Below are 14,977 nucleotides of genomic sequence, written 5' to 3'. Positions count from 1 at the left end.
TTCCCTTCGATTGGCGTAACGGGGCTTGCTCGGGGAGCGAAGGGTTTTTGCCGTCGCCTTCGCTTTCAGCGGGCGATCTTGCGAGCCTGGGAAGGGGCATTGCCCAGGTAGCGCTCCGGGGTCAGCTCCAATAGCCTGCGTTTTTCGTCTTCCGGCAGCTTCAGTGCGCGGATGAAGGCGTGCAACTCCTCCCGTCCCAGCCGCCGCCCGCGGGAGAACTCCTTAAGTTTTTCGTAAGGCCGCTCCAGGCCGTGCCGCCGCATCACGGTCTGTACCGGCTCGGCCAGCACTTGCCAGGCCCCTTCGAGGTCGGCCGTCATTGCCTCAGGCACGGCCTCCAGCGATCCCAGGCCGCTTTGCAGGTTCCGGTAGGCCAGCAGCGCATGGGCGAGGGCGGCGCCAACGTTGCGCAGGCGCGTCGAATCGGCCAGGTCGCGTTGCCAGCGCGAGACCGGCAGCGTCTCGGCCAGGTGGCCAAGCAGGGCATTGGCCAGCCCCAGATTGCCTTCGGCGTTCTCGAAATCCATGGGGTTGACCTTGTGCGGCATGGTGGAGGAGCCGACTGCCTCCTGCGCCGACTGCTGGCACAGGTATCCCAGGGCAAGGTAGCCCCAGATGTCCCGGCAGCAGTCTATTAAAATGACATTGCAGCGGGCCGCCGCGTGGAAATACTCGGCCATGTAGTCGTGCGGCTCGATCTGCGTGGTGCAGGGGTTCCAATGCAGGCCGAGCCCTTCTACGAACGAGCGGGCCAGCGCCGGCCAGGGCGCCTGCGGGTAGGCGGCCAGGTGGGCGCTGTAGTTGCCTACGGCGCCGTTGATCTTGCCGGCGATGCGCACCCCGGCCAGTTGCAACCGCTGGCGGCGCAGGCGCGGCACATAGACGGCGAACTCTTTGCCCAGGGTGGTGGGAGACGCGGGCTGACCGTGGGTCCTGCCCAGCATGGGCCGGTCGGCGTGGGTGCGGGCCAACCCGGTCAGCGTCTTGCCGAGGCCGGTCAGCGCGGGCAACAGCAGCCGCTCGCGGGCCTCGCGCAGCTGCAGGGCGTGGCACAGATTGTTGATGTCCTCCGAAGTGCAGCCGAAGTGCAGAAATTCGCCGTACTGGCGCAACTTCGCATGGGCGGCGAATGCCTCCTTGAGAAAGTACTCCACCGCCTTGACGTCGTGCCGGGTCCGGCGCTCGATCTCCTTGATCCGCGCCCCGTCCTGTAGCGAGAAATCCTGCAGCACCTGTTGCAGGTATTGCTCCATATCCGCGTTCAGGGGGGGGAGTTCGCCGATTGCCGGCTCGGCGGCCAGGGCGCGCAGCCAGCGCAGCTCAATCTCCACCCGCCGCCGGATCAGCGCGAACTCGCTGAACAGCTCGCGCATGTCGGCGGTCTTGTCCGCGTAGCGCCCGTCCAGGGGCGACAGCGCGGCCAGGGTCCGCGCGGAGGAGGGCGGCGCCGTCGGGTCGCTCATATCGTCCTTGTCGTTCATTCGCGTGTCCCTTTTACCTGGCCGGCGCCGCCAGGCGGCGTCGCAGCGCCTGTAGCACATCGGCATTCGAGTGCAGGTCCGTGTCCCGGCCCACGGTGGCCAGCAGCGTCAGGGCGCCGTCCCGGTAACGGAACGCATCGCCCGAAAGGAACCCGGCACTGCCGGCGCTCCTGATCGTGACGACAATGTCGCCCTTGCCGTCGTCGTCCACGTCGTGGAAATCCACGCCCTCCACCGCGCCGTCGCGGGGTCTCACAAGACCGGCAATAAAGTCGTCTGTCGGGAAGCGTGGGTCGTTCCCGGAGTAGATCCGCAATCCGTAACTGCCGATGCTGGCCGCTTCGCATTCCCCCTCGGCCACCACGCCCACCGTTCGCGCATCGGGGAAAACGAAGCGTTCCACGAAGCGCCGCTCGGCAAAAGTCCCCCGGTGGCAGTCGGCCGCCGCCTGGCCGGGCGCCGCGCACAAGGCCAGCGCCAGCAGGGCGCCCAGCGCCTTACCCGGCCGCCGAAAGACGCCCGTAGCAAAGCCTGTCTTTCGCATGTGGGGCGCGTTCATATCAGCGTCAGTAAAGTTTCGCCCGATAGTCGCTGTTCTATTTCTTTCAGGAGCCGCGCCAGATCCATCTTCGCATCGCGCTTTAAACCAAGACAGGCCGCCACGCCTTTCGCGTCGGTGCTCAACCGTTGGTCTAACGCAATCGTATAATTTTTGCTTTCCGTTCTTAGCGCATAGGAATGTATATGCATCGAATCGCCGATCTTGCCAGAGTCCGACAAGTGTCCGAAGTCAAATTCCCGTTGCATGTAATCCAGCAGGCAATTTTGAATGACGAGGATGAGACATTTCCCGCTGTGCTCGAATGTATCTATTTTGTGATGTATCTGGACAAGGGCCGTTTTCGCCGTCATTTTCCAATTCATGCCGAATCGCCGTGTTGATTCGACAGCGCTGTTATCAATTTCTATTCCTTGTTTCTGCAGTAATCTTTGGCGCTCGGGCCAGGCGGTTCCGGTCGTATCCAGTGTCTGGACCTCTATTCCCGCAAAGTCCCTTGCTTTCCCGTTCTTTGCGGATACCAGGAAATAATCAACGCTGCCGCCAGGAACTTTTATCTCGGAAACAATGTGGAATTCATTTCCAGGCTCGTGCTTGGTAAGCAGATGGATGCAATCGAGAAAGATCTGCTTCTTCTGCAACATTCTATTCGGACAAATGATTATATCGCGGTTCTTGCGCCCGTGTTTTACCGCACAGGTGCCAATGGAAATCTCCGGTTCGCTTTTGCGAACCTTGAAACATTTTGTCTCTGTATAAGGGCATTCCTGGCATCGTAAGATTTCGCCTGCCACACCTGGGGTAATGCCTTGTACGGGGATTCCAAATAACTCGCTGACTTTACTCATGATGGCGCTATATGAGTATTCTGCAGCGGTCTTTCGCCATCCGTATATATTCCCCGGAAAGATCGATTCCCAGCGATTTCCTGCCCAGTTGCCTTGCCACCAGCATGGTCGTGCCGGTGCCCGAAAAAGGGTCCAGGACCACTCCATCCCCGGGGCAGGTGGCAAGAATGGGTATTTTGCAAAGGTCTTCCGGGTAGGCGGCATAATGTCTTTCGCGTTTCTGCGTATCCTCGGGGAGAATGTCCCAAACGTCTCTGGGTTTGCTGCCGTTGGGGTGGTACTTGAGGAAATAAAATCCTTTTTTATGCAGTTCTTTTGCCCTGCCGGAGACCTTTCTCGAATCGGAATGCGTCGTTCTTTGCTGCCCGCGAATAATCATTCTGAAATCGGAGAGCCGGTTGCCGGAGATTTCCTGCAGGATTTTTTCCAGCGCGGCCATGGCGTTTCCTTTCTCTTCGGCCGTCAATGCGGTTGATAATTCGATCTGCCGCTTGTACCTGACCCCGCGCACGCCGGTCGCAGAGACAACCGCGCCGTTGACCACCCTGGTTCTGGACGGCGCGGAGCGAATCGAATCGCTGTCGTAGTAATAATCCCTGGGCGTCTTTACGAAGTGGAATACCTGCTCGTGGATATTGCCCAGCTTATCCTTTGCGTTATCGGGGCCGCCCTTGACTTTGTTCCAGACGACCTCGTTCCTCAGAATCCACCCCTGGCGGTCCATTAATTCGAAGGCGAGCCTCCAGGGAATGCCCAGCAACCGCTTGCCCTCGTATGCATCCCCCATATTCAGCCAAAACGATCCGGCATCCTTGAGGATGCGCTTTAATTCGAGAAATACCGCCGCCAGGTTTTTTACGTAATCGAGATGCGCGCGTTCCAGGCCGATGCCTCCCTCCTCGTATTGCCGATGGCGCCAATACGGCGGCGACGTCATACAACAGTCTATGCAGCGATCCGGCAGTTGCCCCAATATATCCAGGGCGTTGCCATGCAGGAATAACGGTCCGATTTCGGGAGATTCGATATATTCAGAGAATGCCCCGGCAATGCCGGTTTTGCGGGATTTCGATACGTGCGGCGACAATGTCCTGTCTCTGTTTCGGCTTCGCGGGTCCCCAGCCCTTGTTCCGGCCCAGGGCATGGGCCCGGCTAGGGCGCCGGATTGGGGTTGGCGTCGTGGACCTTGCCGATCTCTTCCAGCACTTCCGCGGAGAGCGCGACCTCGGCGCTCGCCAGATCGGTGCGCAGTTGTTCTACCTGGGTGGCGCCGATGATGTTGCTGGTGAGAAAAGGCTGGGCGTTGACGAAAGCCAGGGCCATCTGCGCGGGGTCCAGGTCGTGGCGTTGCGCCAGCTGCACGTAGTCGCGGGTCGCCGCGGTGGCGCGGTCGTTCAGATAGCGGGTGAAGTGGGTGAACAAGGTCAGGCGGGCGCCGGACGGCCGTGCCCCATCCAGGTATTTGCCGCTCAGCGCGCCGAAGGCCAGCGGCGAGTAGGCCAGCAAGCCGACCCTTTCCCGGCAGGCGATCTCGGCCAGACCGACCTCGAAGCTGCGGTTCAGCAGGTTATAGGGGTTCTGCACGGATACGATCCGCGGCCAATCGTGCTGCCGGGCCAGCCGCAGGTATTCCGTCACCCCCCAGGGCGTCTCGTTGGATATGCCGATGTGGCGGACCTTGCCCTCCTGCACCAGTTTGGCCAGCGCCTCCAGGGTCTCGGCGATCGGCACGCCGTCCTTTTCCGGCCGGTGCTCGCGGTATCCCAGGCGTCCGAAGAAGTTGGTTGCCCGCTCCGGCCAGTGCACCTGGTAGAGGTCCACGTAGTCGGTGCGCAGGCGTTGCAGGCTGGTCTCCAGCGCAGTGCGGAGGTTGGCCTCGTCCAGGCGCGCCTCCCCGTTACGCAGGTAGGAGATCCAGTCGGCTGCCGCCGCCGCCTTGGTGGCGATGACCAAGCGCTCCCGGCGCGCCGGATTTTTATGCAGCCAGTTGCCGAGGTAACTTTCGGTCAGGCCCTGCGTGTCGGCCTTGGGCGGCACCGGGTAGAGTTCGGCCGTGTCTATGAAGTTGACGCCGGCTTCCAGGGCGATTTCGATCTGCGCGTGCGCCTCGGCCTCGGTGTTCTGCTCTCCCCAGGTCATGGTGCCCAGGCAGATGAGGCTTACCTCCAGGTCGGTCGCGCCCAGCTTTCGATATTGCATCTCCGTTCCCCTTTCTGTCTCCCTGGCGTTGCCGCCGATTGCGACGGCTCAGGAGCGCGGTTGCTTGACGATGCGCAGGTAGGGCCGGGGCGCCTCCCAGCCTTCCGGGAATTTCTTGCGCGCTTCCTCGTCGGATACGCTGGGGACGATGATCACGTCTTCTCCCGACCTCCAGTTCACCGGGGTGGCGACCTGGAACCGGGACGTGAGTTGCAGCGAGTCAATGACCCGCAGGATCTCGTCGAAGTCGCGGCCGGTGCTGGCAGGGTAGGTGATCATCAGCCGGATCTTCCGGTCGGGCGAGATCACGAATACCGAGCGCACCGTCAGGGTGTCGTTCGCCTTGGGATGGATCATGCCGTACAGATCGGCGACGGCGCCGCCCTTGTCGCCGATCAAGGGAAAGTTCAGCTCCTGGCGCTGGGTCTCGCGGATGTCTTCCGCCCACTTGCGATGAGCGTTCACATCGTCCACGCTCAGCCCGATCAGCTTTACGCCGCGTTTCTCGAATTCCCCTTTCAGCCGCGATGCCTCGCCCAGTTCGGTAGTGCACACCGGGGTAAAGTCCTTGGGGTGCGAGAACAGGACGGCCCATTGATCCCCAATCCATTCGTGGAACCGTATGCTCCCTTCCGTGGTTTCCGCCGTGAAATCCGGCGCGGTGTCTCCAAGTTGCAGTGCCATGCGTTCATCCTCCCGGGTTCTGAATCCCCGTTTCCCGCCACTGTTTCGTGTATGATTATAGCATCATCATCTTCAGACGGCACTAGCGCATTCTCCGGCACGGCCCGCGGCTTGGGACGGGCAATGGAGGCAGGGGTTGGAGGCAGGGGTGGAAACGGGGCAAACCCTCACGATTACCAGGCCGGACGATTGGCATTTGCACCTGCGCGACGGCGCGCAATTGGCGGCGGTGGCCGCGGACAGCGCCCGCCGTTTTGCCCGCGCGCTGGTCATGCCGAACCTGGCGCCGCCGATCCTGGACGTAGCGCAGGCGGGGCGCTACCGTCGCCGAATCCTCGACGCCCTGCCGGCGGAGACCTCCTTCCAGCCCTGGATGGCCTTGTACCTGAGCGAAGAAACCCCGCTCCGGGAGGTCGCCCGCGCCTGCGACAGCGGCTTCGTCCTGGGGATGAAGTATTACCCGGCAGGGGCCACCACCGGCGCCGAATTCGGCGTGCGCTCGCCGGAACGGGTCTATCCCGTCCTGGAGGAGATGGAGAAGCGCGGCCTGCCTTTGCAGGTGCACGGCGAACTGGCCGACCCCGAGGTGGATGTCTTCTCGCGGGAGGCGTTCTTTATCGAACGGGTACTGCTGCCGCTGTTGCGGCGCTTTCCCGGCCTGCGCGTGGTTTTGGAGCACGTCAGCACCCGCGAGGGGGTGCAATGCGTGCGCGATGGCCCGCAACTCCTGGCGGCCACGATCACGCCGCAACATCTGTTGCTGAGCCGCAACGCCATGTTCGCGCAGGGCAGGATGCGCCCGCACCACTATTGCCTGCCCGTGCCGCAGGCGGAGCAGCACCGGCAGGCGCTGATCGAGGCGGCCACCGGCGGGCATCCGCGCTTCTTTCTGGGCACCGACAGCGCGCCGCATTCGCGCCCCGCCAAGGAACGGGGCTGTGCCTGCGCCGGCATCTACTCGGCCCACGCGGCCGTGGAACTCTACGCCGAGGTCTTCGAGGCGGCCGGACGCCTGGAGCGGCTGGAGGCCTTCGCCGCCTTCCACGGCGCCGATTTCTACCGCCTGCCCCGCAACGGGCAGCGGCTCGTCCTGCATCGCGCCGACTGGACGGTGCCCTCCGAATTGCCTTTCGGCCCCGACACCCTGGTGCCCCTGCGGGCGGGGCAGCCCTGCCACTGGCAGCTGCGCGCGGCGTGACCCCCCCGTGACGCAGTTAGCGGCAAGGCCCTTCGACCGCCGCTTCCGGGGTTTCCTGCCGGTAGTGGTGGATGTGGAAACGGCCGGGTTTCACGCGCAGACCGACGCCCTGCTGGAGATCGCGGCGGTGACCCTGCGCATCGCCGAACAGGGCCTGGAAATAGAAGAAACCAGCCACCACCATCTGGAGCCCTTCCCCGGCGCCAACCTGGATCCGGCCTCGCTGGAGTTCACCGGCATAGACCCGTACAACCCCTTGCGCTATCCCGTGTCGGAACATCAGGCGCTGCAAGAGATGTTCAAGGTCGTGCGCAAAGCGATGCGCCGCAATGCCTGCCAGCGCGCCATTCTGGTCGGGCACAATCCCTTTTTCGACCTCTCCTTCGTCAAGGCCGCCGTGCACCGCACGGGTATTCGCAACTGTCCCTTTCACCCCTTCAGCACCTTCGACACGGCCACCCTGGGCGGCCTGATCTACGGCCAGACCGTATTGTCGCGGGCGGTGCAGGCGGCGGGGCTGGCCTGGAACGAGTCGCAGGCGCATTCCGCCCTTTACGACGCGGAGCGCACGGCGCAGCTGTTCTGCACCATGGTCAATCGCTGGGAGCGGATGCTGCAACGGTGCGGCGAGCCGGTGCCGATGTCGGAACCGGAGGCGGGGCGGGAAGCCGGGCCGGAGATGCCGCGGGGCGCCTGGCGGGGCAAGCCCTGAGCGTCGTCCGGGAGTCGCCTGCTGTCTAGCCTGCTGTCTAGTTGCCTAGGTCTTCGGGAGATACAGGACGGCGTCCATTTCGACGCGGGCGCCCTTGGGCAGGGCGGCGACGCCGACCGCGGCGCGGGCCGGGTAGGGCGCCTGGAAATACTCCGCCATGACCGTGTTGACGGTGGCGAAGTGTCCCAGGTCCACGAGGAAGACCGTCAGCTTGACCACATCGTCCAGCCCTCCTCCCGCTGCCTGTGCGACGGCGGCCAGGTTCTCCAGCACGCGGCGGATTTCCTGCTCGATATCGCCGGTGACCAGCTCCATCGTTGCCGGGTCCAGGGGGATCTGGCCGGAGAGATAGACGGCATCGCCCGCCCGCATGGCCTGCGAGTAGGCGCCGATGGCCGCCGGCGCGGCTTCGGTGGCGATGGCTTTGCGCATAATCGTCTAAAAAACCTCCGATAAGCCGCTGGCAAAGCGCCGCCAACGGCGCGGAAACTGGCTCCCCGGGACGGGCTCGAACCGCCGACCTAGTGGTTAACAGCCACCCGCTCTACCAGCTGAGCTACCGGGGATCGGAGCGGTCATGCTAGCGGAGGGCGGGCAGGCGGTCAAACCGTCGTGGGGGTGCGCTACATATGGCTTGGGGATGGAGTCGGAGGAGGCATAGTAAGGACGCAAGCATCCGTGGAGTATGGCAGGGCCTCCAGGTGTCGTAAAACACCCGCCCGCCCATTCTCGATTGAAAACTTCCGGGCCGTAGCCCGGATACCGGATATTGCGTCAAGGGAACGTGCCCGCCGTAGTCCCTATAATGTAGAGTGCGATGAACGCACCGGGCGGCAAACCGAGCAGAAGCATACGGGATTTGTGCATATGGCGACATACAAAGAGACGATTGCATCGCTGATCAGGGCGACGCCATTTGATATAGACACGGATATTCAGGTCAGCGGTCGTCCGCCGTCAATGGCGAGTTCCGAATTTCTCACGAACAAGGAGCAGGGAGATTGGGCCGAGCAGGTTGTCTTCAACGCAATCAATGAGGGTTCAGACGAGTACTGCGCCGTCCGGTATGGCCGTGCAAACAGTCTCGCCGCCGGGGATCCGGGCTTTGCCGACTTTTACTCGGAGTACCAGGATGAATTAAACCGCATCGGAAAGAAACCGGACCTTCTGGTTTTTCGGCGTTCAGACGCCTCAAGCGGGGAAAACTGCGATCTTGACGACGACGATTTCGTGCGCCGGTCGGTCGCGGCTATTGAGGTTCGTTCAAGCAGTTTTCTGGCGAATAAATACTCCGCCTTTATGGAAAGCAGAACCCGCGAAGCAGAGGCGGAGTGCGGCAGAATTCAGAAGATTCTGTCGCAAGAACCTTTGTCCGGCCCGCTCAAGGAAAAGAGCCCCGAGCTTCACGAATTGATACGGCGTGCCACACCGGACACGTTCCGGGAGATTGATTTCCGCCTGAGATCATGGTCTTCATCGGAACTCCTCAGGAACCTCAGCGATCACCTGCGCCTCCTCAAAGCGCAGATCAAGATACTGCACAGAAGGGACTATTTGAGTATCACGCCAAAACTTGAGGATGTGGCGCTTGTGAACCGCTGGATTCAGCACTTTGGAATAAGGCACTATTATTTGCAGGTGTTTTTCGACAAGGCGTATGTAATTCCGTTCAGGGATATTCTCACCTTGAGTTCCGACCCCCGAAATGAAGGGACCGTTTTCTCGGTTGAGCAGGATGTCAAGAATCAAAGGAAGACTACAATCAAAATCAATGTCAAAGTGGGGAAAGAAATCCTCGGCCAGATAGATATGCCCGAACACCGCTCCGCCCTGAAGGAACTGGAGCGCGGCAGACTTTTGTTTTATGTCACCTTTCAGGGAGGCCGGGGCTACCTTGACCTGGAGGTTTTTTCACATAAGATTATCAACGATGCTTGAATACATCCGGCACGTAGAAGACAATCACCGCAAGTCTTTCGGCCAGTTTTTCACCCGCCCGGACATTGCCTGGTTTATGGCGGACTGGGTTCTCGCCTCCGGGAAGAAATCCCTTTTCGATCCGGCCTTCGGGCTTGGCGTGTTTCGGGAAGTGGTTCCCAAAGACGCCGGCATCGAATTTTCGGCGTGCGAGGCGGACCCCGAAATCGTCAAGTTCTGGGAGCGGCAAACAGGCGAGAGTTCCGGGTTTGTCACTGTGGGAGACTATCTGCATTTCTGGGGCAGGAAGCACCCGAACATCGTCTGCAATCCGCCCTACATGCGCTTTCAGAAGTTTCTGAACCGGGACATCGTTTCGCGGGAGTTTCAGCGCCACCTCGGGATACGGCTTTCGGGCTACACCAACACCGCATCCGCCTTCCTTCTGAAGTCGCTTTCGGAACTTGGCGCATCGGGAAGGATGGCCTATATCATGCCTCTCGAATTCCTTAACACCGGCTATGGGCTGCTGGTGAAGGAAAGGCTCGTCGAATCCGGCCGCTTGTTCGCCATCATCAGCCTGGATTGCGAAAAAGACATTTTCCCGGAGGCGACCACATCGGTGGGCATCATACTTTGTGATGCGGCGGTTCGTCATGCTTCGGTAAAGTTTTACTCGGTAAAGTCCGTCGCCGAACTCGAAGCGTTTGACAGGGTTGAGCCGGTTATGGACATCCCTCTCAAGAGGCTGGACCCTGGCTCCAAGTGGCTGCCGTTGTTTCGGGAGCGGAGATTTGAGGCGGATTCGGCCCGAACGACAACTCTCGATATCTTCGGCAGGTTCAGCAGAGGCATTGCCACGGGCGCGAATGAATTCTTTGTGCTTCGCCCGTCGACCGCGAACGAAAAGGGCCTGGATGAAAAACTGGAATGCGTTCCGTGCATTACCAGGAGTTCTCAGATCCGCAAACCGGTGTTTGGCGCCGCCGATTACAACCGGCTGCATGATGCAGACAAGTCGGTTCTCCTGTTCTCCGTCGGCGCCGCACATTCCAAAGCGGCGGAAAAGTATATCCGCTCCGGGGAGGATGCGGGTTTCAACAAGCGCTTTCTCACGAGGAACCGCAAGCCGTGGTACAAGACGGAAAAAAGGAATGCCTCGCCTCTTTTGCTGGGCGTGTTCTCACGAGGGGGCTACAAGGTTGTTCTGAACAGAAGCAAGGTGCTGAATTTAACCTGCTTCCACGGCTTTCGCCCCAACTTGTTCGGGCACCGGTATCTGGAACATCTTTTCCTGTACCTGTTGTCGGAAACGGGAAGAGAAATCATTTCACTTTCAATGCGAAAATACGGCGACTCGCTGGACAAATTCGAGCCAAACGATTTGAACGTAGCCTTGGCGCCCTCTCCGGACTTTTTCTTTTCGATGTCCGCTGAGGAAGTCTCCGGGGCCGTGAAGGCGGTCGAGGAAACGGGGCAGTTGCCGCAGTGGGTCGAGGACTTCTTCACGCCGCTGAAAATATCCGGCGGCGATTCAGACTTCGCCATCCCTTGCGATCGCAGCCGGTATGCGCCTGTAGCGCCCACTATGATCCTCCCAAGGTGAGCACGGCATCAAGGAGGCCGTGAGCGACTCCGTAGCGGCTGGTCTGCGATAGCAGTAGGTCGTGTGGTCAGGGGGGATTTGGGGGAGGCGCCAACGGAACCGTAGGGCGCCCCTACAACCCCTTCAGCGCCAGCTCCAGCCGGTCCATGGCGTCCGTCAGCACCTCGAGCCCCGCGGCGAAGGATAGCCGCATGTGGCCGGGCGCGCCGAAGGCCGTTCCCGGCACCATCGCCAGTCCGGCCTCCTCCAGCAGGTATTCGGCGAAGGCCACGTCGTCCCTGGCGCCCTGGCGCTGGATGGCCGGGCCGAAATCGGGGAACAGGTAGAACGTCCCTGCCGCCGGCAGGCAATGGATGTGCGGCATGGCGTCCAGCCGCCGGCAAACGTAGTCGTGGCGCTCGCGGAAGGCGTCGCGGAAGCGCTTCACCTCGGACTGGTCGCCGGCCAGGGCCTCGCAGGCGGCGGCCTGGGCGATCGAGGTGGCGCCGGAGGTGCTCTGCGACTGTATTTTCTTCATGGCGGCGACGATCCATTCCGGCCCGGCGGCGTAGCCGATCCGCCAGCCGGTCATGGCGTATGCCTTGGATACGCCGTTGCAGATCACGGTGCGCGGCGTCAGTTCCGGGCACACGTTCAGGATGTTGCGGAAGGGTTCGTCCCGCCAGCGGATATGTTCGTAGATGTCGTCGCTTGCGATCAGCACCTGCGGGTGTTGCAGCAGCACTTCGGCCAGCCGTTGCAATTCGCCCTCGTCATAACTGGCCCCGCTGGGGTTGTTCGGGCTGTTGAGCAGCAGGAGACGGGTGCGCCCGGTGATCGCCTGCGCCAGTTGTTCCGGCAGGAGCTTAAAGTTCTGGCTGTTGCTGGCATAGAGGAGCGCAGGGTGGCCGCCGGCCAACAGCGTGATGTCCGGGTAGGAGACCCAGTACGGGGCAGGGATAATCACTTCGTCGCCGGGATCGAGCAGCGCCTGCGCCAGGTTGTAGATGCTGTGCTTGCAGCCGCAGGAGACCAGAATCTGGTTGTCTTCGTAGGCCAAATCGTTCTCCCGGCGCAGTTTGTCCGTGATCGCGCGCTTCAATTCGGGGAGGCCGTCCACCGGCGTGTACTTGGTCAGGCCCTCCCGCATGGCGCGGGCCGCCGCCTCCTTGATGCGTTCCGGGGTGTCGAAATCGGGTTCCCCGGCGCTGAGCGCGATAATATCCCTGCCTTCCCGCCGCAACCGGGCGGCCTTGGCGGAGACGGTAAGGGTGGGAGAGGGCTGGATGCCGGTTGCGCGCCGGGATTCCTTGAGTTCCACTGCTGTTCCTCGCTTGCGAAAGCGGCATATCATAAAGGGGATAGCCGGTAGTGGGTAGTGCGCGGCGGCCGGCGGGCGGAATTGGCGAAATAGCGGGGATTCGGGATGCCGTTCCCTGGCTGCTATGCGTCAACCCCCGGCCTTAGCCGCCAAGCCCTGCGCCGATCTCCGGTTTCGCCAGCATCAGCCAGACGATCGCCAGCACCGAGAAGAAGGCCGGGAAGCCGCAGGCGGTCCACCGCCGGAACAGCCGGTAGTAGGCCGCCGGCAGCACGTTGTCGCCATCGGCCGCGACACCCGCCAGGTCGCGCATCCGGTGCTGCATCCACACCACCGGCAGCCAGCAGGCGCCCGCGACCGCGTACAGCAGCAGGGAGAGCGCGAGCCAGCCCTCGGTCAATTTCCAGCCGTGTTCCGCCGCCAGGAGGATGCCGCTGAGCGGCTGGACGACGATGGCGGGGGCCGTGAACCAGTAGTCGGCGGCCACGACAATGCCGGCAGTGTGGCGGATCAGCACGGCGTCGCGCGTCCGGTGCGCCATCGCCATGAAGAAGGCGATCCCGGCGCCGGTGCCCAGCAGCACCGCCGCGCCGATCACGTGCAGCCAGAGCAGAAAGGGCGCGTACTCCATTGTTCCCTTGCCGTTCCTTTACCGTTCTTCCAGCACCAGGGCAGTGACCAGCGCCAGCACCATGGCCGGGATCGTCTTTACCAGGGGCCCCAGCGGGTCGGCCCACAGCTCGGGTCGCAGCGTCGTCCCCGCGGCCAGGTAGCAGAGCGTGACGACGGCCATGCCCAGGCAGGCGCCCCGTGCCTTGCGGCGAAAGAGTATGGCGGCGCCCAGCAACAGGTCCAGGGCGGCGCCCGCCACGACGGCCGGAAGCGCCAGGGCATGGGGCAGGGCGCCGGCGGCGAATATCGCCATGCTTTGCTCCAGCCGTGCCAGGGCGATGCCCCCGGAGAGCAGCCAGAAAGCGGCCAGCGTGCCCACCATCAGCGGCATCGCCAGCCATAGCCTGGCGAACCAGCGCTCCTGCACTGTCGCCGGCATGGCGGCCAGGGTGCGCTCCAGCGGCGAAAAGCCGCCGCCGTTCAGGGCCTGCCACGGTTTCGGGTCGCCCGGCAATCCCTCGTCCAGTATGCGCATGGCAGTTGTACGCAGGGGCGGGCGCCAGCCCAGATATCCCAGCCCGTCGCCGATCCGGGCGATTCCGAAGCCGACCCAGACGGGCAGCGTCAGCGTCAGCCGCGGCGGCGGCACGCCCAGCCAGGCGCGGAAGTCGCGCACCAGTTGCCGCATCGTGCGTTCTTCGGGTTCCACGAGGTCCGCGTCGGTGCGCGCCGGCAGGCGCCCCGCCGCCGCCCGGCACACGGCCTCCGCGACCTCTGTCAGCGCCACCGTCCGCAGCCTGCGTTCGCCCAGCAGCAGCGGCTGTACCAGCGGGAAACCGGCCAGCATGCGAATCAGGGCGGTGCCGCCATAGGCGCCCCGGCCCACGACCAGGCCCGGTCTCAGGATCGTCCAGGCGATGCTGCTGCGCTTCAGCCGGGCATCGGCGCGGGCCTTGCTGCGCATGAATTCGGTGGCGGAATCCAGCCTTGCGCCCGGCGCCGAGATTTGCACGAAGCGCGCGACCCCGGCCGATTCGCAGGCGCGGATCAGCGCGATGACCGCCGTTTCCTGCACCGCCCTGGGGTCGTCTCGCGCGCCGCTCTGCAATACGCCCGAGGCGTTCACCACTACGTCCGTATCTTGCAGGAGTTCCCGCCAGTGCCGCGCCTCGTCGAGGCGCCCGATGTCCGCCGCTGCCCAGCGCGCTTGCGGGAACAGCCGCCTGCCGGTGGCGGCGGAGCGGGCCAGGCCGGTGACCCGATGTCCGGCCGCGTGCAGCTGTCGGACGACCTCCAGGCCGATCAGCCCGTAGCCGCCTAGAACCAGGATGCGCAACGGCGTCCCGCCATCCGTCGGACATGGTTGCCCGGCCCGGGCCCCGGGCCGCGGAGACTCCGCCGGCTCTGGTTCTTGCGCGCGCAACCCTTCGCCGCCGTCATTTGCCGTGGGCGGCGGAACGCGAGCGAGGCAAGACGGCGGGGACGGGTTTCCTCCTGTCTCCCGGCATGGGGCAGGGCACGCCTCCCAGGCGCCAGACGCCAGATATATGTACGGATTCGGACACAGCAGCAAATCGGTATAATAAAGGCCATCGGCCCCGCGGCGAAACCCCGGCGAAGGAAACCCAAGCCGTTACGCAATCGAAGGGAAAGAAAAGCAGCTCTCTCTTATCTGCCATGGATTCCTGCTTTCGTACGCACCACTCCCCCCTTGAGGGGGAGTCGGCAAGACGAGGGCGCCAGCCCGAAGTCGCGCCGGTGGGGGGAGCATCGAAAGCGCCTGCTACGCTGCCGCGGCCAGGGGAACCGCAAGGACCGCCTACCCCCCACCGCAGCAGCCGGCGCCTGGCGGCTTGGCTGC

The 14,977-nt window shown here is 63.1% G+C and carries 14 protein-coding genes and 1 tRNA gene; 4 read left to right on the top strand and 11 right to left on the bottom strand.

Annotated elements, in window-relative coordinates; all coding sequences use genetic code 11:
• Positions 1-65: 65 nt before the first annotated feature.
• From purB to OXU43_02345, 6 genes are all read right to left on the bottom strand, one after another.
• Positions 66-1,481 (bottom strand): adenylosuccinate lyase, encoded by a 1,416-nt coding sequence (gene purB / locus OXU43_02370; GenBank protein ID MDD9824005.1) that lies wholly within the window; start codon positions 1,479-1,481, stop codon positions 66-68.
• A gap of 13 nt (positions 1,482-1,494) precedes the next feature.
• Entirely contained in the window at positions 1,495-2,040 is a 546-nt protein-coding gene (locus tag OXU43_02365; GenBank protein ID MDD9824004.1) for a hypothetical protein, read from the bottom strand.
• On the bottom strand, positions 2,037-2,888 hold the full coding sequence (locus OXU43_02360; GenBank protein ID MDD9824003.1) for a NotI family restriction endonuclease: 852 nt from the start codon (positions 2,886-2,888) through the stop codon (positions 2,037-2,039). The genes OXU43_02365 and OXU43_02360 overlap by 4 nt, the downstream gene beginning before the upstream one ends.
• Before the next feature lie 7 nt (positions 2,889-2,895).
• Positions 2,896-3,939 (bottom strand): site-specific DNA-methyltransferase, encoded by a 1,044-nt coding sequence (locus tag OXU43_02355; protein ID MDD9824002.1) that lies wholly within the window; start codon positions 3,937-3,939, stop codon positions 2,896-2,898.
• A 101-nt stretch (positions 3,940-4,040) separates the two neighbouring features.
• The gene (locus OXU43_02350) at positions 4,041-5,087 is read right to left on the bottom strand and encodes an NADP(H)-dependent aldo-keto reductase (protein MDD9824001.1); all 1,047 of its coding nucleotides are present in this window, start codon (positions 5,085-5,087) and stop codon (positions 4,041-4,043) included.
• A gap of 48 nt (positions 5,088-5,135) precedes the next feature.
• A complete protein-coding gene (locus OXU43_02345; protein MDD9824000.1) occupies positions 5,136-5,771 on the bottom strand; it encodes a peroxiredoxin in 636 nt (211 codons plus the stop codon).
• A 148-nt stretch (positions 5,772-5,919) separates the two neighbouring features.
• Here OXU43_02345 and pyrC point away from each other — a divergent pair, with 148 nt between their 5' ends.
• Both pyrC and rnt read left to right on the top strand, forming a co-directional pair.
• On the top strand, positions 5,920-6,969 hold the full coding sequence (gene pyrC / locus OXU43_02340) for a dihydroorotase (GenBank protein ID MDD9823999.1): 1,050 nt from the start codon (positions 5,920-5,922) through the stop codon (positions 6,967-6,969).
• Between the two features lie 7 nt (positions 6,970-6,976).
• The gene (rnt, locus tag OXU43_02335; GenBank protein ID MDD9823998.1) at positions 6,977-7,681 is read left to right on the top strand and encodes a ribonuclease T; all 705 of its coding nucleotides are present in this window, start codon (positions 6,977-6,979) and stop codon (positions 7,679-7,681) included.
• Between the two features lie 45 nt (positions 7,682-7,726).
• On the opposite strand, the gene OXU43_02330 is transcribed toward rnt, so the two are convergent.
• On the bottom strand, positions 7,727-8,113 hold the full coding sequence (locus tag OXU43_02330; protein MDD9823997.1) for a Rid family detoxifying hydrolase: 387 nt from the start codon (positions 8,111-8,113) through the stop codon (positions 7,727-7,729).
• A gap of 58 nt (positions 8,114-8,171) precedes the next feature.
• A tRNA-Asn gene (locus OXU43_02325) sits at positions 8,172-8,247 on the bottom strand.
• A gap of 301 nt (positions 8,248-8,548) precedes the next feature.
• Here OXU43_02325 and OXU43_02320 point away from each other — a divergent pair.
• Positions 8,549-9,619: an AccI family restriction endonuclease gene (locus OXU43_02320; GenBank protein MDD9823996.1), complete on the top strand. Its 1,071-nt coding sequence runs from the start codon at positions 8,549-8,551 to the stop codon at positions 9,617-9,619.
• A gap of 76 nt (positions 9,620-9,695) precedes the next feature.
• Positions 9,696-11,204, top strand: a complete 1,509-nt coding sequence (locus tag OXU43_02315) for an N-6 DNA methylase (GenBank protein ID MDD9823995.1) — start codon at positions 9,696-9,698, stop codon at positions 11,202-11,204.
• A 112-nt stretch (positions 11,205-11,316) separates the two neighbouring features.
• Here OXU43_02315 and OXU43_02310 read toward each other — a convergent pair whose 3' ends face one another.
• The 3 genes from OXU43_02310 to OXU43_02300 form a co-directional block, all read right to left on the bottom strand.
• Entirely contained in the window at positions 11,317-12,504 is a 1,188-nt protein-coding gene (locus OXU43_02310) for a pyridoxal phosphate-dependent aminotransferase (GenBank protein ID MDD9823994.1), read from the bottom strand.
• A gap of 142 nt (positions 12,505-12,646) precedes the next feature.
• On the bottom strand, positions 12,647-13,135 hold the full coding sequence (locus tag OXU43_02305) for a DUF2269 domain-containing protein (protein ID MDD9823993.1): 489 nt from the start codon (positions 13,133-13,135) through the stop codon (positions 12,647-12,649).
• An 18-nt stretch (positions 13,136-13,153) separates the two neighbouring features.
• Positions 13,154-14,452: an SDR family oxidoreductase gene (locus OXU43_02300; protein MDD9823992.1), complete on the bottom strand. Its 1,299-nt coding sequence runs from the start codon at positions 14,450-14,452 to the stop codon at positions 13,154-13,156.
• Between the last annotated feature and the right edge of the window lie 525 nt (positions 14,453-14,977).

Source organism: Gammaproteobacteria bacterium (assembly GCA_028817255.1).
GTDB lineage: Bacteria > Pseudomonadota > Gammaproteobacteria > Porifericomitales > Porifericomitaceae > Porifericomes > Porifericomes azotivorans.
The sequence above is the reverse complement of the archived record's forward strand: the minus strand, read 5'-3'. Positions and strand labels throughout refer to the sequence as shown.

Coding starts and splice junctions, on each gene's coding strand:
- purB (MDD9824005.1), bottom strand. CDS start 1,481: ATGAACGACAAGGACGATATGAGCGACCCGACGGCGCCGCCCTCCTCC.
- OXU43_02365 (MDD9824004.1), bottom strand. CDS start 2,040: ATGAACGCGCCCCACATGCGAAAGACAGGCTTTGCTACGGGCGTCTTT.
- OXU43_02360 (MDD9824003.1), bottom strand. CDS start 2,888: ATGAGTAAAGTCAGCGAGTTATTTGGAATCCCCGTACAAGGCATTACC.
- OXU43_02350 (MDD9824001.1), bottom strand. CDS start 5,087: ATGCAATATCGAAAGCTGGGCGCGACCGACCTGGAGGTAAGCCTCATC.
- OXU43_02345 (MDD9824000.1), bottom strand. CDS start 5,771: ATGGCACTGCAACTTGGAGACACCGCGCCGGATTTCACGGCGGAAACC.
- OXU43_02330 (MDD9823997.1), bottom strand. CDS start 8,113: ATGCGCAAAGCCATCGCCACCGAAGCCGCGCCGGCGGCCATCGGCGCC.
- OXU43_02320 (MDD9823996.1), top strand. CDS start 8,549: ATGGCGACATACAAAGAGACGATTGCATCGCTGATCAGGGCGACGCCA.
- OXU43_02315 (MDD9823995.1), top strand. CDS start 9,696: ATGGCGGACTGGGTTCTCGCCTCCGGGAAGAAATCCCTTTTCGATCCG.
- OXU43_02305 (MDD9823993.1), bottom strand. CDS start 13,135: ATGGAGTACGCGCCCTTTCTGCTCTGGCTGCACGTGATCGGCGCGGCG.